This is a genomic window from Kitasatospora sp. NPDC085464 (assembly GCF_044541955.1).
GTDB lineage: Bacteria > Actinomycetota > Actinomycetes > Streptomycetales > Streptomycetaceae > Kitasatospora.
This window is the reverse complement of record NZ_JBITTM010000012.1, coordinates 97,226-119,922: the sequence shown is the minus strand read 5'-3', so window position 1 is coordinate 119,922 and position 22,697 is coordinate 97,226. Positions and strand designations below refer to the sequence as shown.

Here is a 22,697-nt window from a genome sequence, read left to right as displayed (position 1 = left end):
CGTGCTTCGAACCACCGCACTGTCGATCACCCAGCCAGGGTGGCGGCGGTGGTTACCGCCGAGTTCGCGAGGCAGCGGGGCAGGTCGAAGCGACTGCCCGACAGGGGAGCCCAGTGGTCGGGGGCGCTGCGGAGCGGAGCCGGGGAACCACGTTCCTCCGGGGTGAATCGGCGCCAGGTCGGCCGCTGGAACGGCCGTGAGGCGTCGTAGGGCATGCTTCCGGCCCGAACCCGTCAGCTCACCCGGTAGGCGGACGTAGGAAGAAGGAGCCCGCCTTCGTGGCGTCCCATCGTCGTCCCAAGCCAGCAAGTCGCGCCCGGGTCTCGATCCTGACCGGTGTCGCCGCCGCTGCCGTCGCCCTCTCCGCGCAGTCCGGCGCCCACGCCGACCCGCAGCCGACCAAGGACCAGGTCAAGGAGCAGGTCGACCAGCTCAACGAGCAGGCCGAGGTGGCGACCGAGCAGTACAACGCCGCCCAGGAGAAGCAGCAGACCCTGGAGAAGCAGGTCTCCGGCCTGCAGGACCAGGTGGCCCGTCAGCAGGCCCAGGTGACCGAGCTGCAGGGCGGACTCGCCGAGATCGCCGGGGAGCAGTACCGCAACGGCGGCATATCCCCGACCGTCCAGCTGATGTTCTCGTCCAGCCCGGACAACTTCCTCAACCAGGCCGGTGCGCTGAACCAGGCCGGTGACACCCAGAAGAACCAGCTGAAGCAGCTCCAGGAGCAGCAGCGCAAGCTCGACCAGGACCGCACCGAGGCCCAGGGCAAGCTCGCCGAGCTGGAGTCGACCACCCAGCAGCTGAAGGCCTCCAAGGACGAGGTCCAGGCCAAGCTGAAGGCCGCCCAGGACCTGCTCAACACCCTGACCGAGCAGGAGCGCCAGGCGCTGCGCGCGGCCGAGGAGAAGGCCGCCGCCGACGCCAAGGCCCAGGCCGACGCCGCCGCGAAGGCGCAGCAGAACGCCGACCGCGCCTCGCGCGACAACAGCCGCACCGACCTCTCCACGCCGTCGTCCACGCCGGCCGGCAAGCTCCCGGCCCCGGGCAGCTCGCGCGGTGCCGCCGCGCTCTCCGCCGCCGCCTCCAAGGTCGGCAGCCCGTACGTGTGGGGCGCCACCGGCCCGAGCTCCTTCGACTGCTCCGGCCTGATGGTCTGGGCGTTCAACCAGGTCGGCGTGTCGCTGCCGCGCACCTCGCAGGAGCAGGCCCACGCCGGCACCCGGATCGGCACCGACCTGTCCCAGGCCCAGCCCGGCGACCTGCTGATCTTCTACGGGGACGCCCACCACGTCGGCATCTACGCCGGCAACGGCCAGGTGCTGCACGCCCCCAAGCCGGGTGCGTCGGTCCGCTACGAGGCCGTCACCAACATGCCGCTGAGCGGCATCGTGCGGGTCTGACCCCGTTCGGCTCCTCGCAGGCCCGGTCTTCCACCGCGGAAGGCCGGGCCTGCGGCGTTGGCGGCTGCTCGGGCTGATGTCCGATTGGGGGTCAAATATTCGGGTCCGTAGGGGTTTGGACTCGCTTGCCCGGACTCGCTAACGTCTGCCACCGGACTCCCGCTCGACGGCCGCCCGCCACGGGCGGCCGCGGGGCCGCGCCGCAGGATTGGAGCCGCTGCCGTGCTTGTGCACCGCCGTTCCCAACTGCTCGCCCGTGCACTGGTGCTGACGGCGGCCGCCACCACCGCGCTGGGCGTGGCGACCGGCGGCGGCGCCCACGCCGCCCCCGGCAGCCCGGACCCGGCCGACCGCAAGGACGTCCAGGCGCAGGTCGAGCAGCTCTACGACGAGGCCGAGCAGGCGTCCGAGCAGTACAACGCCGCGCAGGAGGCCCAGCGCCGGCTCCAGGGGGAGACCACGATCCTGCAGGGCGAGATCGCCGTCGCCCAGGACCAGCTCAACGAGCTGCGCGGCGACCTGGCGACCGTCGCCGGGGCCGAGTACCGCGGCGGCGGGATGACCCAGACCGCCCAGCTGATGCTGTCCCCCGACCCGGAGGGCTACCTCGCCCGCGCCCGCACCATGGGCCAGGCGTCGCAGCGGCAGCAGGAGACGCTGCACGAGCTGGTCACCCGCCAGCGGTGGCTCGACCAGCGGCGGACGGAGGCCACCGGAAAGCTCGCCGAGCTCGACCAGGCCCGCCGCTCGCTCGCCGACGGCAAGCAGCAGATCCAGCAGCGGCTGGCCAGGGCGCAGAAGCTGCTCAACGGCCTCGACGCCGCCGAACGGGCCAGGATGACCGCCCAGGACGCCCGGGACGCCGAGCAGCGCGCCACCCGCGGCACCGACCGGCTGGACCTCGGCACCGCCCCGCCCGCCTCCGAGCGCGGGGCGGCCGCGCTGGCCGCCGCGGTGCGCATGATCGGCTCGCCGTACGTCTACGGAGCCACCGGGCCCCGCGCGTTCGACTGCTCCGGTCTGATGTACTACAGCTGGCGGCAGGCCGGAGTGACCCTGCCGCGAACCTCGCAGGCCCAGGCGTACGCCGGCCGGCGGATCGACCTTTCCGAGGCGCGACCGGGAGACCTGGTGATCTTCTACCGGGACATGCACCACGTCGGCATGTACGCCGGCGGCGGCGTGATCGTGCACGCCCCCTACCCGGGCGCCAAGGTCCGCTACGAGAGCGTCAACGCCATGCCGGTCTCGGGGGTGGTCCGGCTCTGAGCGCGTCCCCTTCCCACCCCGCCGGACCCGATCCGGCGCACGTACCCCGCCGCGCGCTGTCCCGGCGGGGTGCGCTGCTGCTCGCGGTCGGCGGGCTGGCCCAGCTGTCGCTGCCGCCGCTCGCCCCGGCGGCGGCACCGGTCGGGGCGGTCGCCGACCGGCGCGCCGCGGTGGCGGCGGTGCTGGCGGAGCGGGCGCGCACGCTGGAGGCCCGGTCGGGGCTGCCGGTGGCCGAGGCGGCGTACCGCAACCTGGTGCTCGCCGCGGGCGGCGGGCCCGACCGGCTGACCGCCGTGGCCGACCTGGCGGTGCGGATCGCCGGGTACGACGACCACCCCGTGGTGTACCCGCGCCGGATCGAACTGGCCGCGGCCGCGGACGGCTGGCGGGTCGAGCGCGAGGAGAGCGCCGACGGGCCGCCGGCGCTCTGGGACTTCGGCGCCGTCCGGCCGGCGCCGGGCACGCACAGCCTGGTGCTCGCTTCGGCCGACGGCCCCGACCCGGCCGGGCTGGTCGTGGTGGGCGACCGCGCGGTGCCCGCCGTCGAGGAGGTCTGGGGCGACGCCTGGCCCGGCCGGCTGCTGCTCGAACTGCCCGCCACCGAGGAGCAGTTCGCCCGGCTGCTGGAGGGCGACCCGGCGGGCTGGGCGGACATGGCGGCGGTCACCGTGGCCGCCCCCGGCGCACCCCGGAACACCCCGGCGGACCGGGTGCTGGTCAACCCGGAGGCGTACGGCCGGCTCAGCGGCTTCGGCCGCCAGGTGGTCGTCACGCACGAGGCCACCCATGTCGCGACCAGGGCCGACACCCGCGCCTGGACCCCGATGTGGCTCTCCGAGGGCGTCGCCGACTGGACCGCCTACCGCGACAGCGGCCGCAGCCCGCAGCAGATCGCCCCCGAACTGGCCCGGGACGTCGCCGCCGGGAGGCTGCCCGCCGAACTGCCCGCCGACCGGGACTTCGCCGCCGGCGCCACCGGCATCGCCCAGGCCTACGAGCAGTCCTGGCTCGCCTGCGAGCTGATCGCCCGCCGCAACGGGCCGCAGGGGCTGGTCGCCTTCTACCGGGCGGTCGGCGCGGACGACGGGCAGGGCGAGGACCGCGAGCGCCGTACGGACCGGCTGATGCGCGCCGAACTGGGCGTCGGCCTGGCCGACTTCACCCGGCTCTGGCTGGACGAGGTGGCGGCGCTGAAGGACTGAGGCCGGCGGGCCGCAGCAGCGTCAGCGCCGCGGCTCGGCCGGCGTGCCCAGGTGGTCGATGCCGTCCAGCAGGTCCTGCTCGTACGCGATGCCCGGGCGCACCGGGTACCCGGCGGCCGACAGCGCGGCCGGCTCGCGGTCCAGCACCACGGTCGCGGGCAGCGGCGCCTCGCCCCGGGTGGAGCGCCAGAGCCGGACGCAGGAGAGCACGGTGGCGGCCAGCAGCAGCAGGTTGCGCAGCGCCAGCACCGTGATGGCGCCCGGGTCGCTGGCCAGGATCTGGGTGAACATCGTCGGGAACTCGACCAGCGTGAGCGGGCAGGCGAGCAGGATCAGCAGCGCCACCGGCCGCTGGCTGGTGCCGCGCACCGTCAGGCAGACCGCCGCGACGCCGACCAGCCAGACCAGGTACTGCGGGCTGATCACCCGGCTGGTCACCACGAAGACCAGCAGCGCGCACAGCGCCGCGTCGTACATGGTGGCCGCGTTGCGGCGCTTGGAGGTGAAGCGCCACAGCAGCAGCCAGAGGAAGCCCAGCACGGTGCCGGCCATCATGACCTTGCTGATGACGCCGACCCACGGCCCGAGCATCTCGGGGGAGCCGTAGTTCATGGTGACCCGGCCGTCCCAGCCCCCGGCGATCCGGGCGAAGTGCAGCGGCAGCGCGCCGACCGACTCGACCTCGATGCCGCGGTCCTTCTGGAAGGCCAGGAAGTCGAAGGCGCCGTTCATGCCGGCCGCGAGCAGGAAGCCGATGGAGACGGCGGTGGCCCCCGCCAGCGTCCAGGACCGGCGGGTCCGGCGGCCGGAGGGGGTGCCGATCAGGCCGAGCAGCGGCCAGACCTTCACGATGCCGCCCAGGCCCAGCAGCAGCCCGCCGACCGCCGGGCGACGGATCAGCGCCAGCAGGCCGGCCAGGGCGACCGCGGTGACGATCATGTCGAAGCGGTTGTAGATCATCGGGCCGAGCAGCGGGACGCCCACCACCCACATCCAGGCGCCGGTCAGCGCCCGGCCGCGGCGCAGGCCGGTGCGGATCAGCAGCGCGGCCGCGGCGGCGTCGGCGATCCCGCAGATCACCCAGAACGAGACCAGGTACGACCAGGGCAGCAGACCCGGCAGCAGGATCACCAGGGCGGCGCCCGGCGGGTACTGCCAGGTCACGTCGTCGAACGGGAAGGTGCCGGTCTGCAGCACGCCGTACCAGGCGTGGTAGATCATCCACACGTCGGCGGTGACGTCGCCGCCCGGCGACTTCAGCACGCCAGTGATCAGCAGCACCAGAAGGGTGCGGGTGGCCACCCAGGTCGCGCAGAGCGCGGCCGGCGCCCCGAGCGGGCGGCCGAGGCGGCCGCGCGAAGAACCGGGCTCGGTGGCCGGGGCCAATTCCACTGCGCTCCCTCGTTCGTCTCGGACGTCCTCACCGGAGGCGTCGTACTGACGGACGCCCGGGCCGCGTCGCACAACGGCCTAGGTACTAGGACTGACCCGGGGGTCAAACGGTTGCCGTGCGCGGTTCCGTTCCCGGCGGGTCATGGTGTTGACCTATCGTACGGATCACCCAGCGGTACACCGAGCACCCCCCGACCGAGCGAGCCGTGGCCTGATGCACAGAACCTTGATCGTCACCAATGACTTCCCGCCCCGACCGGGGGGCATCCAGGCCTTCGTGCACAACATGGCCGTCCGTCAGCCCGCAGGAAGCATCGTGGTCTACGCCTCGACCTGGCGCGACGGCAGCGAGGTGCGGCGCTTCGACGCCGAGCAGCCGTTCCCGGTGATCCGGGACCGGACGAAGGTGATGGTTCCCACACCCCGGGTCACCCGGCGGGCCGCCGAGATCCTGCGCGCCGAGCGGTGCGACTCGGTCTGGTTCGGCGCCGCCGCCCCGCTCGGCCTGATGGCGCCCACGCTGCGCCGGGCCGGGGCCGGACGGCTGCTCGGCATGACGCACGGGCACGAGGCGGCCTGGGCCCAGCTGCCGGTCTCCCGGCAGTTGCTGCGCCGGATCGGCGCGGGCACCGACGTGCTGACCTACCTGGGCGAGTACACCCGCGCCCGGATCGCCGCCGCGGTCGGACCGCAGGCCGCGGCCCGGATGGTGCAGTTGCCGCCGGGCGTGGACGAGTCCACCTTCCACCCGGGCTCCGGGGGCGCCGAGGTCCGCCGCCGGCTCGGGCTGGCGGACCGGCCGGTCGTGGTCTGCGTCTCCCGGCTGGTGCCGCGCAAGGGCCAGGACACCCTGATCGAGGCGATGCCGCAGATCCTGGCCGACGTGCCGGACGCGGTGCTGCTGATCGTCGGCGGCGGCCCGTACCGGGCGGACCTGGAGAAGCTGGCCGACGCCACGGGCGTCCGTGACTCGGTGCGCTTCACCGGCTCGGTGCCGTGGGAGGAGCTGCCCGCCCACTACGGGGCCGGGGACGTCTTCGCGATGCCCTGCCGGACCAGGCGCGGGGGGCTGGACGTCGAGGGTCTGGGCATCGTCTACCTGGAGGCCTCGGCGACCGGCCTGCCGGTGGTCGCGGGGGACTCCGGGGGCGCCCCGGACGCGGTGCTGGAGGGCGAGACCGGGTACGTCGTCCCGGGCGGCTCGGCCTCGGCGTCGGCCGAGCGGATCGTGCGGCTGCTGCGTGACGAGGAGCTGCGCCGGCGGATGGGCGAGGCCGGGCGGCGATGGGTCGAGCGCTCCTGGCGCTGGGACCTGCTGGCCGGGCGGCTGACCTCGCTGCTGGCGGCCTGACACGACGACGGGCCCCGCCTCCTTCCCGGGAGGCGGGGCCCGTCGTGGTACCCGGTCACTTCCGGTAGATGGCCTCGATGTCGGCCGCGAAGTCCTTGAGGACGACGTTGCGCTTGAGCTTCAGCGAGGGCGTCAGGTAGCCGCTCTCCTCGGAGAACTCGGTGTCCAGCACGCGGAACTTCTTGACCGCCTCGGCGTGCGAGACCGCCGCGTTGCCGTCGTCCACCGCGGCCTGCAGGGCGGCCAGCAGCTCGGGGTCCTGGGCGAGATCGGCGGCGGTGGCGTCGGCGGGCTTGCCGTTGAGCTCCTTCCACTTCGGGAAGAAGTCCTGGTCGATGGTGATCAGGCAGGCGATGAAGGGCTTCCGGTCGCCGACCACCATGACCTCGCCGACCAGGGCGTGGGCCCGGATCCGGTCCTCGATCACGGCGGGGGCGACGTTCTTGCCGCCGGCCGTGACGATGATCTCCTTCTTGCGGCCGGTGATGGTCAGGTAGCCCTCGGAGTCCAGCGAGCCGATGTCGCCGGTGGCGATCCAGCCGTCCTTGAGGGTGTCGGCGGTGGCCTGCGGGTTGTTCCAGTAGCCGGTGAAGACGTGCGGGCCCTTGAAGAACACCTCGCCGTCCTCGGCGATCCTGACCGAGGCGCCGGGCACCGGCTGGCCGACCGTACCGATCTTCGGCTTGTCCCACGGGTTGAAGGTGGTGGCCGCGCAGGTCTCCGTCAGGCCGTAGCCCTCCAGGACGGTGAAGCCGATGCCCCGGTAGAAGTGGCCCAGGCGCTCGCCGAGCGGGGCGCCGCCGGAGATGGCGTGGGTGGCCCGGCCGCCGAGGGCGGCGCGCAGCTTGCTGTAGACCAGCTTGTCGAAGACCGCGTGCTTGAGCCGCAGGACCAGGCCCGCGCCGCCGGCGTCCAGCGCCCGGCTGTAGGCGATCGCGGTCTCGGCGGCCTTGTCGAAGATCTTGCCCTTGCCGTCGGCCTGGGCCTTGGCGCGGGCGGTGTTGTAGACCTTCTCGAAGACTCTGGGCACGCCCAGGATCAGGGTCGGCTTGAAGGCGGCCAGCTCGGCGGTGACGTCCTTGATGTCGGAGACGTGTCCGAGCTTCATCGGGGCCATCGCCGGGCAGATCTCGGCGATCCGGCCGAGCACGTGGGCCAGCGGCAGGAAGAGCAGGACGGAGCTCTCGCCGGTGGTGAACAGCGGGGCCAGGCGCTCGACGACGTTGCCGCACTCGGCCATGAAGTTGCCGTGCGTCAGCTGACAGCCCTTCGGGCGGCCGGTGGTGCCCGAGGTGTAGACGATGGTCGCGATCGAGTCGGAGGTGGCGGTCGAGCGGTACTCGGCGACGGTCCCGTCGGAGACCTCGCGACCGGCCTCGGCCAGCGCGGCGATCGCGCCCCGCTCGATCTGCCAGGTGTGCTTCAGCTCCGGGAGGCGGTCGCGGACCTCTTCGACCACCGCGTGGTGATGGTCGGTCTCGGTGAGCACGGCGACCGCGCCGGAGTCGCCGAGGATCCACTCCACCTGCTCGGCGGAGGAGGTCTCGTACACCGGCACGGTGATGGCACCGGCCGACCAGATCGCGAAGTCCAGCAGCGTCCACTCGTACCGGGTCCGGGACATGATGCCCACGCGGTCGCCCGGGCGGATGCCGGCGACGATCAGGCCCTTCGCGGCGGCGTGCACCTCGACCAGGAACTGCGCGGCGGTCAACTCCTGCCACTGGCCGTCCACCTTGCGGCTGAGGACCGCGACGTCCGGGTGCCGCTCGGCGTTCTGGTGCACGAGGTCGGAGAGGTTACCGCCGCTCGGTACCTGGTAGAGGGCCGGAAGGCTGAAGTCGAGCAAGACTGCTCCTCGTTCGCGACGCTGCGGGACGGCAGGACGTTACTGCCCGGTAGGCAGCTTCGACCAGGGGGGTCGGGCCCGGTGTTCGAAGTGTCACACCCGGCCGGGTCCGACCAGGCCGTGACCGGGTCGTTCGAATGGCACCCTACGGTAGCCCTGCGGTGACCGGCCGGTAGCATGCCCCGCCGCCGCCCGCAGGGCACCGCCCGCGCGGCCGAGGGGATCCCCGGTCGCGATAGCCTGCTCCGGGCGGACCGGGCCGAGCGCGTCCCGGACGGACCGGCAGGCAGAGGGACGACGCGGAGGGCCATTCCATGGCGGAGCACACCAGGTCGAGCATCACCATCGACGCGACCCCGGCCACGGTCATGGCCGTGATCGCCGACTTCGCCGCCTACCCGGCCTGGACCGGCGAGGTCAAGGAGATCGAGGTCCTGGAGACCGGCGAGGGCGGCCGCGCCAGCCAGGTCCGGCTGCTGCTCGACGCCGGCGCGATCCGCGACGAGCACGTCCTCGCCTACACCTGGGAGGGCGACCGCGAGGTCAGCTGGACCCTCGTCCGCAGCCAGATGCTCCGCTCGCTGGACGGCTCCTACACCCTCGCCCCGCTGGCCGGGAACCGCACCGAGGTGACCTACCAGCTCGCCGTGGACGTCAAGATCCCGATGCTGGGCATGATCAAGCGCAAGGCCGAGAAGGTCATCATCGACCGTGCCCTGGCCGGACTGAAGAAGCGCGTCGGGGACACCTCCGGCACGACGCGCTCCGAGGGCTGACACCGCGGAACGGGGGCCGACGGCATGACGGCGACACGCACCATCCTGGTCAGCGGCGACGCGGGCGCGCCCGCGGTGGCCGCCGCCACCGCCCTGCACGCCGCCCGGCGCGGCCACCGCACCTGGCTGCTGGCGGCCGACGACCCGCACCGCACGCTGGACTCCGTCCTCGGCACCCGACTGGAGCCCGAACCGCTCGAATACGCGCCGGGCCTGGCCGTCTCCCGGATCGACGAGCAGGCCGCCTTCCGCTACGCGGTCGGCGAGCTCACCGGCCGGCTCAAGCCCGCCCTCGACCTGCTCGGCGCCGAACAGCTCGACCCCGAGGAACTCACCGCCCTCCCCGGCATCGCCCGGCTCGCCCTGCTGCGCGCCCTGCCTGCCGCCGACCAGGACGTCCTGGTGGTGCTCGCCCCGCCGCCCGCCGAGCTGATCGCCACCCTCGCCCTGCCCGAGCAGCTGGCGCGCTACCTGGACCGGCTCGTCCCCGAGCAGCGGCAGGCCGCCCGGGCGCTGCGACCGCTGCTGGCCGGACTGGCCGGGGTCCCGATGCCGGCCGAGTGGCTGTACGAGGGGCGCGGCAAGGCTGCCGCGGCGCTCGCCGAGTCCCGCGCCGCGATCACCGACCCCGGTACCAGCGTCCGCCTGGTCGTCCCGGCCGACGGCCACCCGTACGAGGAACTGCGCCGGATCCGGGCCGGGCTCGCGCTGCACGGGCACCGGCCGGACGCCGTGGTCGTGCACGGCGCCCTGCCCGAGGCCGCCGTCTCCTCACCCGACCCCTGGCTCGCCGCGCTGGCCCGCCGCCGGCAGGAGGAGCTGGCCGGGCTCGCCGGCGGGACCGACGCCCCCGTCCTGGTCACCGACCTGGCCGACGCGACCCTGGAGGGCGTCGCCGACCGCCTGTACGGGGACGGTCCCGGGCCCGAGCGGCTCGACCCGGGGCCCTGGACCGTCGAGGACCGGCTCGCCGCGGACGGCCTGCTGGTCTGGCACCTCGACCTGCCCGGCGCCGACCGGGCCGAGCTGGACCTGGTCCGCCGGGGCGACGACCTGGTGGTCGGCCTCGGCGCGCACCGCCGGGTGCTCGCCCTGCCCTCCGCGCTGCGCCGCTGCACGGTGGCCGGGGCCGGGCTGCTGGACGGCGTGCTCTCGGTGCGGTTCGCGCCCGACCCCGCGCTCTGGCCGCAGGGCTGACGGGCCGTGCGGCCTTTCCGGGGCGTACGGCCGGTCGGGTAGCGTCGGGCCGGAGGGCCGCGGGGTGCGGCCACGGCTGAGGAGGCGCCCGCGATGACCAGCACCGACGACCGCACCGAGCCCGTCGGCGACCGCGCCGGGTCGGCCCGTGAGCACGCCGAGCACGCCGAGCACGCGGGCGGAGGCGCCGAGCACGCCGAGCACGCGGGCGGAGGCGCGGGGGCGGGCGAAGGGCGGTCCGGGCCGCAGGCCGACGGTCAGGCTCACCCGTTCGGGCCGGAGCTCGGCCCGTTGGTGGACGAGGTGCGCAGGTTCGCCACCGCGCTCGGGGAGAAGGCCCAGGAGACCAGCGCCACCACCCTGATCACCCTCTCCGGCCTCGCCGACCGCCTGCGCACCCAGCAGCCGGAGGTCTACGGCCACCTCGCCGCCGCCGGCTCCGGGATCGCCGCCGCGGGCGCCGAGCTGCTGGCCGCCTACCGTGCGGCCGTGGTCGGGCACGAGAACCGCTGGACCGCCGGCCGTGGCGCGGCCGCCGAGAAGATCGACCTCGACGGGCCCGGCGGGCCGGACGGGTCCGACGGGACTGACGCGCCGTCCGCCAAGCAGTGAAACCGTAACTTCCGGAGGGTGATCGCGTTGCTCTCGTACGTCACGAGGACGGAGCCTAGGTACGACTTTTGAAGCATCGCGGCCCGGTTGCCCCAGAATTGTCTTCGAATAATGTATGCGAGGCTGTGTACGGGAGCAGACTTGGGCGGTACCGTTCCGTCCAGCGGGAACGAGTGAATAGCTGAGGGACACATGGCTCTGACCATCGGCGTCGATGTCGGCGGGACCAAGATCGCGGCAGGCGTGGTCGACGAGGCGGGCGCGATCCTGGCCCGGACCAGGGTGCCCACCCCGGCCGACCCGCAGTGGGCGGTCGATGCCATCGCGCAGGCCGTGCGCGAGCTCAAGGAGCAGCACCCCGGCGTCGCCGCGGTCGGCGTCGGCGCCCCCGGCTTCGTCGACAGCAACCGCTCCACGGTGATCTTCGCGCCCAACATCGACTGGGAGAACGAGCCGCTGCGCGGCCGCGTCGAGGAGCTCACCGGTCTCGACACGGTGGTCGAGAACGACGCCAACTGCGCCGCCTGGGCCGAGTTCCGCTTCGGTGCGGCCGTCGACCACCAGGACATGGTGCTGATCACCGTCGGCACCGGCATCGGCGGTGGCATCGTCCTGGACGGCCGGCTGCACCGCGGCCGCTTCGGCGTGGCCGGCGAGATCGGCCACCTCAACATGGTCCCGGACGGCCTGCAGTGCGGCTGCGGCGGCAAGGGCTGCTGGGAGCAGTACGGTTCCGGCCGGGCGCTGCGCCGCTACGGCCGGGAGAAGGCGGCGGCCGACCCGGTGCGCGGCCGACGGATGCTGGAGCTCAACGACGGCGTCGCCGAGACCATCCGCGGCATCCACATCACCGAGGCCGCCGAGGACGGCGACCCGCTCGCCCTGGAGTGCTACGCCGAGCTGGCCGACTGGCTGGGCCGCGGCATGGCCGACCTCGCCGCGCTGTTCGACCCGGGCGTCTTCGTGCTCGGCGGTGGCGTCTCCGACTCCGGCCGCCTGCTGCTCGACCCGGTCGCCAAGGCCTTCGAGCACTACCTGACCGGCGGCGTGCACCGCCCGCGTGCCGAGGTCGTGCTGGCCTCGATGGGTTCCGCCGCCGGCATCGTCGGCGCGGCGGACCTCGCCCGCATTCCCGCGTAGCCGCTTCCTCCCTTTTCACCCTCCCCGGGGCGCACCCCGCCCCCTCCCAGCCCGCCGGCGGCGGTGCGACCGGGCCCCGACCGATCCCGGACGCGCCGCCGCCGTCGCACGTCCGGCCCCCGCCGCGTACGGTCGGAGCCGGTGACGACGCACCCGGTGACGACGTACAGGGAGGGCCATGACCGCCGCGACCACGACCGAGGCGACGACGACCGCCGCGACCGCGACCGCCGCGACCACGACCGAGGCGAGCGCCGCGACGGCCGAACCGTTGCCGCCGGGCGGCCCGCGGCGGCTGCGCCTGCTCAGCTACAACGTCCGCTCGCTGCGGGACGACCGGCGGGCGCTGGCCCGGGTGATCCGGGCCTGCGCGCCGGACCTGGTCTGCATCCAGGAGTCACCGCGCTACTGGCGCCCCGAGGGCCAGGCGGCCGGGCTGGCCCGCAGCACCGGGACGGTCGTCCTGGCCGGCGGCGGCCGCACCGCCGCCGGGCCGCTGCTGCTCGGCCGACCCGGTGCGGCGGAGGTGCTGGGCGTGCACGACCGGCTGCTGCCCAAGACCCGCGGCCTGCACGCCCGGGGCTTCGCCACCGCGCTGCTGCGGCTGCCCGGCGCGGCGCCGTTCACCCTGACCAGCTGCCACCTGAGCCTCGACGCCGAGGAGCGGTACGGGCAGTTCGAGCTGCTGCTCGACCAGCTCGGTATCACCGAACACGGCGTCGTGGCAGGGGACTTCAACGAGCACCCGGACGGGCCGGGCTGGCAGCTGCTGGCCTCCCGGCTGCAGGACGGGTACCCGACCGCGCCCTGGGGCGGGGAGTACACCTCGGTGCCCGAGCGCCCCTACCAGCGGATCGACGGCGTCTTCGCCACGCCGGGGATCACCGTTCTGGGCTGCGGGGTGCCGCACGGACTGCCCGGTGTCACCGAGGCCGACCTGCGGGCCGCGACCGACCACCTGCCGGTGCTCGCGGTGCTCGAACTCCCCGAGGGCTGAGGGTCCGTCGTCGGCCCCTCGGCCTGCGGGCCGAACCCGCCCTTGATCCTCCGGCCGGGAGGTGGCGGACGACGGACGCTAGACGACCGCGCCGTGGTCCGGATCCTCCGGCTCGTCCTCGTCGCGGTCCCGCATCCGGGCCACCAGGGTGACGAAGCCGCCGAGGAAGGAGGTGATCCCGACCCAGGCGGGCCAGCCGGAGATCTCGCGCCAGACCACCGCGTCGACCAGCAGCAGGGCGGGGCCGCCGAGCACGGCGAGCCAGGCGAACTTGGCGGTCACGTCGGCGGCGGGCAGCGGCGGGGGCTCCGGCGGGACGTAGTGGTCCTCGTCGGTCTCCTCGTCCAGCTCGAAGTCGCGCGGGCCGGCGCCGGAGGCCGGCATCACCGGTCGGCCGGAGCGGGGGCGGGGCTGCGGGGCGAGGTCGGACAGGTCCTCCCGGCCGGCGCTGCCGTCCTTGTAGCCGCCCTTGAGCTCGTTCTGCGCGCGGAGGTTCTCGACCTCGGGCCAGTTGGGGTTGTTGAGGTCGACCGGGTCGTCGAACTGGGCGATCAGGGCGGCGAAGATCTCGTCCTGCTCGGCCTGGCTGCGCTCGGGCGCACGGCGCGGCCGGGGCTCGGCGGGGGCCTCCGCCCCCGCGGCGTCCGCGTCGGCGTCCTTCCCGGCTGCGGACGCGGACGCGGACGCCGACGCGGAAGCGGCCGCGGACGTGGAAGCGGGCGTCACGGCCCCGTCCGCGCCGGTGCGCTCCGCCGGCGCACTGCCCAGGGCGCCGTCGTCGGTGCCGCCGTCGCCGGTGGCGCCGTCCCTCGTGCCGCTGTCCCTCGTGCCGCCGTCCTTCGTCGCGCCGTCCTCGCGGGGAGCCTCGTCCCCGCCGCCCGCCGTGCTGCTCTCGTGCACTTCCGGCCCTTCAGCCATGGTGATCATCCGATTCGACCCGGGTTGCGCCCGCCGCGTGCGCGGGGGCCAGCCGTCGGATGAAGTCCTGGCTGGCCGCGAATATTTCCGCCGCGTCGTGGTCCAGCGTCGCGACGTGGAAGCTGCGCTCGCACAGCCGCTCCGTCACGTCGGTCGAGGATATCCGGGCCAGCACCAGTTCCGAGTTGGCCGGAGAGACCACGTGGTCCTGCGGGCTGTGGAAGAGCAGCACCGGCTGGGTCACCTCAGGCAGCCGGCGCTGGACCTCCTGCCACAGCCGGCTCAGCGACCAGGCGGCGTGCAGCGGGGTCCGGTCGTAGCCGAACTCGGTCACGCCGTCCTTGGCGATGTCGTCGGCGATCCCGGGCAGGCTCGGCACCAGGTGGCGCAGCACCGGAAGCAGCACACTGGCGGGGGTGTCCGAGCGCACCGACGGGTTGACCAGCACCAGGCCGGACACCGTCGGACCGTGCAGCGCGGCGAGCCGCAGCGACAGCGCCCCGCCCATCGACAGCCCGAAGACGAAGACCCGCTCGCACTCGTCGGCCAGCGTCAGCAGCTCGCGCTCGACCCCGGCGTACCAGTCCTCCCAGCGGGTGAGCTGCATGTCCTGCCAGCGGGTGCCGTGGCCGGGCAGCAGCGGCAGCGAGACGGTGAACCCGGCCGCGGCCAGCTCCTCGGCCCACGGTCGCAGCGACTGCGGCGACCCGGTGAAGCCGTGACAGAGCAGGACCCCCACCGGTCCGCCGTGGTGGCGGTACGGTTCGGCACCGGGCAGCAACGACATGGCGGACTCCTTCGCGGGCGGGTGGCGCTGGGGGAGGGACGCTGGACGGGAAGCTGCTGGAATCCGCATCGTCCCACGCCCCGCGCCGGGTCGTACACCCCCGCCGGAGGCCGGGCGCCGGCCACTTCGGCGGGGCCGGGCACAGCGGGGGGTCGCGGGGCATTAGGATCGACCGGTCCGCATAACAGGAGGCCCGGGTTGTTCTACCGACTGATGAAGATGATCGTCGCGCCACTGCTTCGGATCTTCTTCCGGCCGTGGATCGAGGGTGAGGAGAACATCCCCACCGAGGGTGCGGCGATCATTGCGAGCAACCACCTGTCCTTCTCGGACTCGTTCTTCTTCCCCGCGCTGATCAAGCGCCGGGTCACCTTCATCGCGAAGGCCGAGTACTTCAACACCCCGGGCCTCAAGGGCCGGCTGACCGCCGCCTTCTTCAAGGGCGTCGGCCAGCTGCCGGTGGACCGCTCGGGCGTGCGCGGCGCCGGCGAGGCCGCTATCCGCAGCGCCATCGCGGTGCTGGACCGCGGCGAGCTGTTCGGCGTCTACCCCGAGGGCACCCGCTCGCCCGACGGCAAGCTGTACCGCGGCAAGGTCGGCGGTCTGGCCCGCGTTGCGCTGGCCACCGGCGCCCCGGTGATCCCGGTCGCCATGATCGACACCGAGAAGGTGCAGCCGCCCGGCCAGGTGGTCCCGAACTTCGGCATCCGCCCCGGCATCCGGATCGGCCGCCCGCTGGACTTCTCCCGCTACCACGGCATGGAGAACGACCGCTTCATCCTCCGTTCGGTGACGGACGAGGTGATGTACGAGATCATGCGGCTCTCCGGCCAGGAGTACGTGGACGTCTACGCGACCGCCGCCAAGCGGCAGATCGCCGACGACAAGAAGAAGGCCGACGCCGAGCGCCGCGCCGCCGCCAAGGCGGAGAAGGCGGAGGCCGCCGAGGCCGAGAAGGCGGAGAAGGCCGCGGAGGCGGAGAAGGCCGAGAAGGCCGCCGAGGCGGACAAGGACACCGGCTCGGCCTGACGGCCCGGCCGGGCCCGGGGGAGGGGCGGATGACGGACGGCGGCAGAGCCGGCGAGGTGGGCGGCACGGTGGCGGCCGGCGGCATGTCCGTCGAACTCCCGCTGTGGCGGGCCATCTCCTACTTCCGGGTGCTGGCCCTGTGCTACGCGCTGCTGCGGTACTTCAACTCGTACCTGCACTTCCTGCACCCCGTCGCCGGCTGGATCTTCCTCGGCGCGCTCACCCTCTGGACCCTCGCCACCACCCGGGCCTTCGCCAACCCGCAGCGCTGCACCTGGTACGTCCTGGGCGTCGACCTCGTCCTCGCCGTGACCGGCATCGTGATGAGCGGCCTGACCGACGCCCCGGCCCGGATCAGCCACGGCGCGCCCACCCTGCCCACCATCTGGGCCGCCGGTACGGTGCTCGGCTGCGCCGCGAAGGGCGGCTGGCGCCCGGCCGCGGCGGCGGGCTCGGTGATCGGGGTCGCCAACATCCTGGGCCACGGCGGGCCGACCGGCGACAACATCCACAACATCGTGCTGCTGATGGTCGCCGGGTGCGCGATCGGCTACGTGATCGAGCTGGCCCGGGCCAGCGAGGCCACGCTCACCCGCGCGCTCCAGGTCGAGGCGGCCACCCGGGAGCGCGAGCGGCTCTCCCGGGACATCCACGACGGCGTGCTGCAGGTGCTGGCGCTGGTCCAGCGGCGCGGCGCCGAGCTGGGCGGGGGGACGGACGGCGGCACCGGCGGCGGCGCGGACTTCGCGGAGCTGGGCCGCCTGGCCGGCGAGCAGGAACGCGCGCTGCGGACGCTGATGACCGGCGGCCCGATCCCGGCCCAGCGCGGGCCGCAGCAGCCCGACGCCGCCGAGCCGCGCGACCTCACCGCGCTGCTGCGCCCGTACGCCGACGAGCGGATCACGCTCTCCGCCCCCGGCACCCCGGTGCTGCTGCCCGCCCCGGCGGCGGGCGAGCTCGCCGCGGCGGTCGGTGCGGCCGTCGACAACGTCCGCCGGCACGCCGGCGAGGAGGCCCGGGCCTGGATCCTGGTCGAGGACGAGCCGGAGGCGGTCACGGTCAGCATCCGCGACGACGGCCCCGGGTTCGCCCCCGGCCGGCTCGGCGAGGCGGAGCGGGCCGGGCGGCTCGGGGTCTCCCAGTCCATCCGCGGCCGGCTGCTGGACCTCGGCGGCTCGGCCGAGCTGTACTCGGCGCCCGGGGAGGGCGTCGAGGTCGAACTGCGCGTCCCGAGGAAGGCCACTCCATGACCGACCAGCTGATGACGGATCAGCCGACCACCGACCGGCCGGTGCGGGTGATGGTGGTGGACGACCACCCGATGTGGCGGGACGCCGTCTCGCGCGACCTCGCCGAGTCCGGGCTGGACGTGGTGGCCACGGCCGGCGACGGCGAGGAGGCCGTCCGCCGCGCCCGCGCCTGCTCGCCGCAGGTCGTCGTGCTGGACCTCAACCTGCCCGGGCTGCCCGGCGCCGAGGTGTGCCGCCAGGTGGTCGCGCAGGACCCGGCGGTGCGGGTGCTGGTGCTGTCGGCCAGCGGGGAGCACCAGGACGTGCTGGAGGCGGTGAAGTCCGGCGCGACCGGGTACCTGGTGAAGTCCGCCGGGCGTGACGAGCTGCTGGAGGCGGTGCGTCGCACGGCGGTCGGCGACGCGGTGTTCACCCCGGGCCTGGCCGGCCTGGTGCTCGGCGAGTTCCGCCGGCTGGCGGCCGAGCCGGCCCCGGCGTCGTCGCCGGCCGCCCCGCGGCTGACCACCCGGGAGACCGAGGTGCTGCGGCTGGTGGCCAAGGGCCTGTCGTACCGCCAGATCGCCGACCGGCTGGTGCTGTCGCACCGCACCGTGCAGAACCACGTGCAGAACACGCTGGGGAAGCTGCAGTTGCACAACCGGGTGGAGCTGGTCCGGTACGCGATCGAGCAGGGACTGGACGACGAGATCTGACCGGCCCCGGGCGGGTGCGCCCGCCCGGGACCGGTCGACTCCTCCGCGCTACGCGACCGCGGCCTCGCGCAGCAGGCCCGCCACGATGTCCACGCCCTCGCGGGTGAGCACCGACTCGGGGTGGAACTGGAGGCCGGCGAAGCCGGGCCCGCGCAGGGCGTGGACGTCGCCGGTGGCGGCGTCCCGGGAGACCTCGATGCCCTCGGCGGCGAGCCCGGCCGCGTCGGCCTCCGTGCAGCGCGCGGTGAAGGTGTTGTAGAACCCGACCGTCCGCTTGGTGCCGAACAGGTCGATGCTCTCCTGCGCCCCCTGGTACGGGACGGCCTTGCGGCCGAGCGCCAGTCCGAGCTCGGCGGAGAGCAGCTGGTGGCTGAGGCAGACCGCGAGCAGCGGCGCCGGCCGGGTGCCGGTGCGGGCGGCGGCCAGCGCGTCCGCGACGATCGGCCGCAGCACCGCCATCTTGGGGTCGTCGGCGAGGGCCGGGTCGCCGGGGCCGGGGCCGAGCACCAGCGGGCCGCGGTGCGCCGCGACCAGTGCGCGCAGCTCCGGCGTGTCGTAGCGGACGACCGTCACCCGGTGGCCGAGCGAGCCGAGCAGGTGGGAGAGCATCGAGGTGAAGGTGTCCTCGCCGTCCACGACCAGGGTCTGCTCGGTCTCGGTGACCTGGGCCGGGGTCTGCATCCGCAGCCAGAACGGCGCGAGGCCGGCCCGGCGGGCGCCCAGCGCGGTCTGTACCCGGTGGTCGTCGGCGAGCCGGGGGCCGGTGGGGTGGGGCAGCCGGGCGGGTGCCGGCCGGGCACCGATCGCGGTGAGCACCCCGGCGGCCTTGGCGTGGGTCTCGGCGACCTCGGACTCCGGGACGGAGTGGCGCACCAGGGTGGCGCCGACCCGGACGACCAGCCGGCCGGTGGCCGGGTCGATGTCGGCGGTGCGGATGCAGATCGGCGAGTCCAGCAGCTGCCCGCCGCTGGCGGAACGTCCGATCAGGGCGAGCGCACCGGAGTAGTAGCCGCGCCCGGAGGGCTCGTAGCGCCGGATGACCCGGGTGGCGTTCTCGACCGGGCTGCCGGTGACGGTGGCGGCGAACATCGTCTCGCGGAGCACCTCGCGGACGTCCAGCGAGGTGCGCCCGCGCAGCTCGTACTCGGTGTGGGCGAGGTGGGCCATCTCCTTGAGCCGGGGCCCGAGCACCTGGCCGCCGAGGTCGCCGACCGTGCACATCATCTTGAGCTCCTCGTCCACGACCATGGTGAGCTCCTCCAACTCCTTCGGGTCGTGCAGGAACTGGAGCAGCGAGTCGATGTCGGAGCCGCCCGCCGGATAGCGGTAGGTGCCGGAGATCGGATTCATCACGACGGTGCCGCCGCTCTGCCGGACGTGCACCTCGGGGGAGGCGCCGACCAGGACGCGGTCACCGGTGTGCACCAGGAAGGTCCAGTAGGCGCCGCGCTCCTGCTCCAGCAGCCGCCGGAACAGCGTGAGCGCGAGCTCCGGCCCGAAGTCCTCCAGGACGGCGTGGAAGTCGCGCCGGATCACGAAGTTGGCGCCCTCGCCGTTGCCGATCTCCTCCTCGATCACCCGGCGGACGATCGAGGCGTACGAATCGTCGTCCACGTCGAACGCGCCACCGGCAAGTGTCACCGGCAACTGCGGTAGGGCGGAGGTGAATTCGGCCAACGGGAGAACGTGCTGCTCGGTGACCGCGAGGGCCTGCAAGGGGGTGCCGTCGTCGTGTGCCTCGAAACCGCGCTCGCGGATCTGCCGGTACGGGACGAGCGCGAGCAGGTCGTGCACCGGGGAGCCGCCGGCCGGGACGCCGTCGGGCACCGGGAGGTCGGCGAGGTGCTCGTAGCTGCCGACGGTGCCCAGCAGCACCTCGACGGTGTCCGGGGCGAGGCGGGGGGTGCGGCGGTGCAGCACGGCGAAGGCGGGGGCGCCGGGGGCGGTGAGACGGGTGAGCAGGTCGGTGGCGGTGGTCACGGTACGGCTTCCTTCCGGGTGGATGGCGAGGGCGGTGCTGGTTCCGCTCCCGGAGGGCCGTCTGCTCAGACGCCGACGGCCGCCCCGAGGGGCGGCCGTCGTGTTCGTCTAGGAACGCGCGATCGGTGGGCCACCCTTGGGGGAGGCCCACCACCAGGAGTGGTTGTGCGGCGCGTGCATGGGTCGAGCGTAGCGGATTCGGCAGGACGGGTGAGCGGGCTCACGCCTTTGTCCGAGATGTGTCTCACCCCTCGGGCAATGGTCACGAATCGCTCGTGTCACCCCGTAGCCTTGGCCGTGTGACCGCTACGACTGACACTTCGAGGGCTGCCCACTCCTGGCAGTCCCTGCCCGCGGCGCAGCAGCCTGAATGGCCGGACCAAGAGGCTCTGCGCAAGACCCTTGCCGAGCTCGCCGCCTATCCGCCGCTCGTCTTCGCCGGCGAGTGCGACCAGCTGCGCGCCCGGCTCGGAGCCGTGGCGCGCGGGGAGGCCTTCCTCCTCCAGGGCGGTGACTGCGCCGAGGCCTTCGACGGTGTCTCGGCGGAGCACATCCGCAACAAGCTGAAGACCCTGCTGCAGATGGCCGCCGTGCTGACGTACGCGGCCTCGGTGCCGGTGGTGAAGGTCGGCCGGATCGCGGGCCAGTACTCCAAGCCGCGTTCCAAGTCGACCGAGACCCGCGACGGTGTGACCCTGCCGGTCTACCGGGGCGACTCGGTGAACGGCTTCGAGTTCACCCCCGAGTCCCGCATCCCGGACCCGGAGCGCCTGAAGCGGATGTACAACGCGTCCGCCGCGACGCTCAACCTGGTGCGCGCGTTCACCACCGGTGGTTACGCCGACCTGCGCCAGGTGCACGCCTGGAACCAGGACTTCGTCCGCAACTCGCCGGCCGGCCAGCGCTACGAGCAGCTGGCCCGGGAGATCGACAACGCCCTGGCGTTCATGAACGCCTGTGGTGTCGCGCCGGAGGAGTTCAAGACCGTCGAGTTCTTCTCCTCGCACGAGGCGCTCGTCCTCGACTACGAGACCGCGCTGACCCGCGTGGACTCGCGCACCGGCGAGCTGTACGACGTCTCCGGCCACATGGTGTGGGTCGGCGAGCGCACCCGGCAGCTGGACCACGCGCACATCGAGTTCGCCTCGAAGATCCGCAACCCGATCGGCGTGAAGCTCGGCCCGACCACCTCGGTGGACGAGGCGCTCGCCCTGATCGAGAAGCTGGACCCGGAGCGCGAGCCCGGCCGCCTGACCTTCATCACCCGGATGGGCGCGGGCAAGATCCGCGAGCACCTGCCCACCCTGGTCGAGAAGGTCACCGCCTCCGGCGCCAAGCCGGTGTGGATCTGCGACCCGATGCACGGCAACACCTTCGAGGCCTCCAGCGGCCACAAGACCCGCCGCTTCGACGACGTCCTGGACGAGGTCAAGGGCTTCTTCGAGGTGCACCGCGCGCTCGGCACCCACCCGGGCGGCATCCACGTGGAGCTGACCGGCGACGACGTCACCGAGTGCGTCGGCGGCGGCGACGAGGTCATGGTGGACGACCTGCACCAGCGCTACGAGACGGCCTGCGACCCGCGGCTCAACCGCAGCCAGTCGCTGGACCTGGCGTTCCTGGTGGCGGAGATGTACCGGGGGCAGTGATCCCCGCGCACGGCCGGCCCCCGGGCCGGATGTGACGAAAGCCCCTCCGGTTTCGGGGTTCCCGAGCCCGGAGGGGCTTTTTCGTACCCGGATCGCCGGGTAAGGTGAGGCTTAGTGAGCTAAGGCAAGCCTTAGTCAAGATCCACTCGACGCTTCACCCCGGGAGAGACCGCGATGTACGTGTGCATGTGCCATGCGGTCACCGAGGACCAGGTGAAGAAGGCGATCGACGGGGGTGCCAGCTCCCCCCGCCAGATAGCGAAGGGCTGCAAGGCCGGCACCGACTGCGGGTCCTGCGTGCGCCGGATCCAGGCGCTGCTCGGCGAGCACGGCGCCCGGCCCTGCCCGACCGCCCGGCTGGCCGCGAAGCTCGGCCTCGCCGACCCGCAGCCGCAGCCCGCGCAGCCGCAGCCCGCGCCCGCCGCGCCGGCGCCCGCCGCGCCGGCGCCCGCCTCCGGCCCGATCGCCCCGGTGCTCCCGCTGCGCGCGGCCTGAGGCCTCAGGACTCCGGCTGCTCGATCAGCTGGGCGAGGTAGAGCGGCTCGCCCAGCTTCGCCAGCAGTTCCAGCTGGGTGTCGAGGTAGTCGATGTGGTGCTCCTCGTCCGCCAGGATGTCCTCGAAGATGTTCGCCGAGGTGACGTCGTTCTTGGCCCGCATCACCACGATCCCGCGCTTGAGCCGGTCGATCGCCTCGACCTCGACCTGGCGGTCGGCCTCGAACATCTCCTGGACCGTCTGGCCGATCCGGACGTGGAACAGCCGCTGGTAGTTGGGCAGCCCGTCCAGGAACAGGATCCGGTCGGTGAGCGTCTCGGCGTGCTTCATCTCGTCGAAGGACTCGTGCCGGGTGTACTTGGCGAGCTTCGTCCAGCCGAAGTTCTCCTGCATCTTGGCGTGCAGGAAGTACTGGTTGATCGCGGTCAGCTCGGCGGTGAGCTGTTCGTTGAGGAACTCGATGACCTCGGGATCGCCCTGCATGGCGGTGCCTCCTGCGCTCGTCCTGGGGTGGGTCCCGTCCTGGGGGGGCCTGCGCTGGGAATCCTGGCACCGTGGCGGGAGGAAATTCCAGTAAGTTCACACTCACTAGGACATGTGTCGGAATATCCGATTTCGGCGGATTGGGCAGGCCGGCGGCCGACCGTTGGCCCGTACGGGCGGGGCGTGAATCCTCACAAAGGGGCGCGCGCCGGGGCTCGTCCGCCGTCT

General features: G+C 73.6%; 20 protein-coding genes and 1 riboswitch. Of the genes, 14 read left to right on the top strand and 6 right to left on the bottom strand.

Features of this window, described 5'->3' with window-relative positions:
• Positions 1-114 precede the first annotated feature (114 nt).
• Positions 115-268, top strand: a riboswitch (cyclic di-AMP (ydaO/yuaA leader).
• A 10-nt stretch (positions 269-278) separates the two neighbouring features.
• The 3 genes from ACIGG8_RS13085 (at position 279) to ACIGG8_RS13075 (ending at position 3,871) form a co-directional block, all read left to right on the top strand.
• Positions 279-1,400 carry an NlpC/P60 family protein gene (locus tag ACIGG8_RS13085; protein ID WP_350522537.1) on the top strand — a complete coding sequence of 374 codons (1,122 nt, stop codon included), beginning with the start codon at positions 279-281 and terminating at the stop codon, positions 1,398-1,400.
• Between the two features lie 222 nt (positions 1,401-1,622).
• Complete coding sequence (locus tag ACIGG8_RS13080; protein WP_396547664.1) at positions 1,623-2,669, top strand: NlpC/P60 family protein; 1,047 nt, start codon at positions 1,623-1,625, stop codon at positions 2,667-2,669.
• Between the two features lie 179 nt (positions 2,670-2,848).
• Entirely contained in the window at positions 2,849-3,871 is a 1,023-nt protein-coding gene (locus ACIGG8_RS13075; RefSeq protein WP_396547662.1) for a hypothetical protein, read from the top strand.
• A gap of 21 nt (positions 3,872-3,892) precedes the next feature.
• Here ACIGG8_RS13075 and ACIGG8_RS13070 read toward each other — a convergent pair whose 3' ends face one another.
• Complete coding sequence (locus tag ACIGG8_RS13070) at positions 3,893-5,263, bottom strand: glycosyltransferase 87 family protein (RefSeq protein ID WP_396547661.1); 1,371 nt, start codon at positions 5,261-5,263, stop codon at positions 3,893-3,895.
• Between the two features lie 214 nt (positions 5,264-5,477).
• On the opposite strand from ACIGG8_RS13070, the gene ACIGG8_RS13065 reads away from it, so the two are divergent.
• Complete coding sequence (locus ACIGG8_RS13065) at positions 5,478-6,614, top strand: glycosyltransferase family 4 protein (protein ID WP_396547659.1); 1,137 nt, start codon at positions 5,478-5,480, stop codon at positions 6,612-6,614.
• Between the two features lie 55 nt (positions 6,615-6,669).
• Here the strand turns inward: ACIGG8_RS13065 and ACIGG8_RS13060 are convergent, their stop codons facing one another.
• Positions 6,670-8,463, bottom strand: a complete 1,794-nt coding sequence (locus ACIGG8_RS13060; protein WP_396547657.1) for an AMP-dependent synthetase/ligase — start codon at positions 8,461-8,463, stop codon at positions 6,670-6,672.
• A gap of 314 nt (positions 8,464-8,777) precedes the next feature.
• Between ACIGG8_RS13060 and ACIGG8_RS13055 the strand changes: the two genes are divergently transcribed.
• The 5 genes from ACIGG8_RS13055 to ACIGG8_RS13035 all read left to right on the top strand — a co-directional run bounded on the left by ACIGG8_RS13055 (position 8,778) and on the right by ACIGG8_RS13035 (position 13,185).
• Entirely contained in the window at positions 8,778-9,239 is a 462-nt protein-coding gene (locus ACIGG8_RS13055; protein WP_396547655.1) for an SRPBCC family protein, read from the top strand.
• 24 nt (positions 9,240-9,263) lie between these two features.
• Entirely contained in the window at positions 9,264-10,436 is a 1,173-nt protein-coding gene (locus ACIGG8_RS13050; RefSeq protein ID WP_396547653.1) for an ArsA family ATPase, read from the top strand.
• Between the two features lie 93 nt (positions 10,437-10,529).
• Positions 10,530-11,048 carry a DUF5304 family protein gene (locus ACIGG8_RS13045; protein ID WP_396547652.1) on the top strand — a complete coding sequence of 173 codons (519 nt, stop codon included), beginning with the start codon at positions 10,530-10,532 and terminating at the stop codon, positions 11,046-11,048.
• 192 nt (positions 11,049-11,240) lie between these two features.
• Positions 11,241-12,188 carry an ROK family glucokinase gene (locus tag ACIGG8_RS13040; protein ID WP_350522528.1) on the top strand — a complete coding sequence of 316 codons (948 nt, stop codon included), beginning with the start codon at positions 11,241-11,243 and terminating at the stop codon, positions 12,186-12,188.
• Between the two features lie 178 nt (positions 12,189-12,366).
• Entirely contained in the window at positions 12,367-13,185 is an 819-nt protein-coding gene (locus ACIGG8_RS13035) for an endonuclease/exonuclease/phosphatase family protein (protein ID WP_396547650.1), read from the top strand.
• 78 nt (positions 13,186-13,263) lie between these two features.
• Here ACIGG8_RS13035 and ACIGG8_RS13030 read toward each other — a convergent pair whose 3' ends face one another.
• Entirely contained in the window at positions 13,264-14,103 is an 840-nt protein-coding gene (locus ACIGG8_RS13030; protein ID WP_396547648.1) for a hypothetical protein, read from the bottom strand.
• A complete protein-coding gene (locus ACIGG8_RS13025; protein ID WP_396547646.1) occupies positions 14,096-14,890 on the bottom strand; it encodes an alpha/beta hydrolase in 795 nt (264 codons plus the stop codon). The genes ACIGG8_RS13030 and ACIGG8_RS13025 overlap by 8 nt, the downstream gene beginning before the upstream one ends.
• A gap of 198 nt (positions 14,891-15,088) precedes the next feature.
• Here ACIGG8_RS13025 and ACIGG8_RS13020 point away from each other — a divergent pair, with 198 nt between their 5' ends.
• The 3 genes from ACIGG8_RS13020 to ACIGG8_RS13010 are packed head-to-tail and all read left to right on the top strand — an operon-like array spanning position 15,089 to position 17,861.
• A complete protein-coding gene (locus tag ACIGG8_RS13020) occupies positions 15,089-15,919 on the top strand; it encodes a lysophospholipid acyltransferase family protein (protein ID WP_396547644.1) in 831 nt (276 codons plus the stop codon).
• Positions 15,920-15,948: 29 nt separating this feature from the next.
• Positions 15,949-17,169: a MacS family sensor histidine kinase gene (macS, locus tag ACIGG8_RS13015; protein WP_350522523.1), complete on the top strand. Its 1,221-nt coding sequence runs from the start codon at positions 15,949-15,951 to the stop codon at positions 17,167-17,169.
• Positions 17,166-17,861, top strand: a complete 696-nt coding sequence (locus ACIGG8_RS13010) for a response regulator (protein WP_396547641.1) — start codon at positions 17,166-17,168, stop codon at positions 17,859-17,861. Before macS ends, ACIGG8_RS13010 begins: the two co-directional genes overlap by 4 nt.
• A 48-nt stretch (positions 17,862-17,909) precedes the next feature.
• Here the strand turns inward: ACIGG8_RS13010 and ACIGG8_RS13005 are convergent, their stop codons facing one another.
• Positions 17,910-19,841, bottom strand: a complete 1,932-nt coding sequence (locus ACIGG8_RS13005; RefSeq protein WP_396547639.1) for an anthranilate synthase family protein — start codon at positions 19,839-19,841, stop codon at positions 17,910-17,912.
• 299 nt (positions 19,842-20,140) lie between these two features.
• On the opposite strand from ACIGG8_RS13005, the gene ACIGG8_RS13000 reads away from it, so the two are divergent.
• Both ACIGG8_RS13000 and ACIGG8_RS12995 read left to right on the top strand, forming a co-directional pair.
• Positions 20,141-21,490 carry a class II 3-deoxy-7-phosphoheptulonate synthase gene (locus ACIGG8_RS13000; RefSeq protein ID WP_396547637.1) on the top strand — a complete coding sequence of 450 codons (1,350 nt, stop codon included), beginning with the start codon at positions 20,141-20,143 and terminating at the stop codon, positions 21,488-21,490.
• A gap of 174 nt (positions 21,491-21,664) precedes the next feature.
• Positions 21,665-21,985 carry a bacterioferritin-associated ferredoxin gene (locus ACIGG8_RS12995; protein WP_396547635.1) on the top strand — a complete coding sequence of 107 codons (321 nt, stop codon included), beginning with the start codon at positions 21,665-21,667 and terminating at the stop codon, positions 21,983-21,985.
• 4 nt (positions 21,986-21,989) lie between these two features.
• On the opposite strand, the gene bfr is transcribed toward ACIGG8_RS12995, so the two are convergent.
• A complete protein-coding gene (gene bfr, locus ACIGG8_RS12990; RefSeq protein WP_396547634.1) occupies positions 21,990-22,469 on the bottom strand; it encodes a bacterioferritin in 480 nt (159 codons plus the stop codon).
• Positions 22,470-22,697: the final 228 nt, after the last annotated feature.

Bases quoted from the DNA above. Each gene is read 5' to 3' on its own strand.
- ACIGG8_RS13025 (WP_396547646.1), bottom strand. From the start codon at position 14,890: ATGTCGTTGCTGCCCGGTGCCGAACCGTACCGCCACCACGGCGGACCG.
- ACIGG8_RS13065 (WP_396547659.1), top strand. From the start codon at position 5,478: ATGCACAGAACCTTGATCGTCACCAATGACTTCCCGCCCCGACCGGGG.
- bfr (WP_396547634.1), bottom strand. From the start codon at position 22,469: ATGCAGGGCGATCCCGAGGTCATCGAGTTCCTCAACGAACAGCTCACC.
- ACIGG8_RS13035 (WP_396547650.1), top strand. From the start codon at position 12,367: ATGACCGCCGCGACCACGACCGAGGCGACGACGACCGCCGCGACCGCG.
- ACIGG8_RS13010 (WP_396547641.1), top strand. From the start codon at position 17,166: ATGACCGACCAGCTGATGACGGATCAGCCGACCACCGACCGGCCGGTG.
- ACIGG8_RS12995 (WP_396547635.1), top strand. From the start codon at position 21,665: ATGTACGTGTGCATGTGCCATGCGGTCACCGAGGACCAGGTGAAGAAG.
- macS (WP_350522523.1), top strand. From the start codon at position 15,949: ATGACGGACGGCGGCAGAGCCGGCGAGGTGGGCGGCACGGTGGCGGCC.
- ACIGG8_RS13040 (WP_350522528.1), top strand. From the start codon at position 11,241: ATGGCTCTGACCATCGGCGTCGATGTCGGCGGGACCAAGATCGCGGCA.
- ACIGG8_RS13050 (WP_396547653.1), top strand. From the start codon at position 9,264: ATGACGGCGACACGCACCATCCTGGTCAGCGGCGACGCGGGCGCGCCC.
- ACIGG8_RS13045 (WP_396547652.1), top strand. From the start codon at position 10,530: ATGACCAGCACCGACGACCGCACCGAGCCCGTCGGCGACCGCGCCGGG.
- ACIGG8_RS13030 (WP_396547648.1), bottom strand. From the start codon at position 14,103: ATGGCTGAAGGGCCGGAAGTGCACGAGAGCAGCACGGCGGGCGGCGGG.
- ACIGG8_RS13055 (WP_396547655.1), top strand. From the start codon at position 8,778: ATGGCGGAGCACACCAGGTCGAGCATCACCATCGACGCGACCCCGGCC.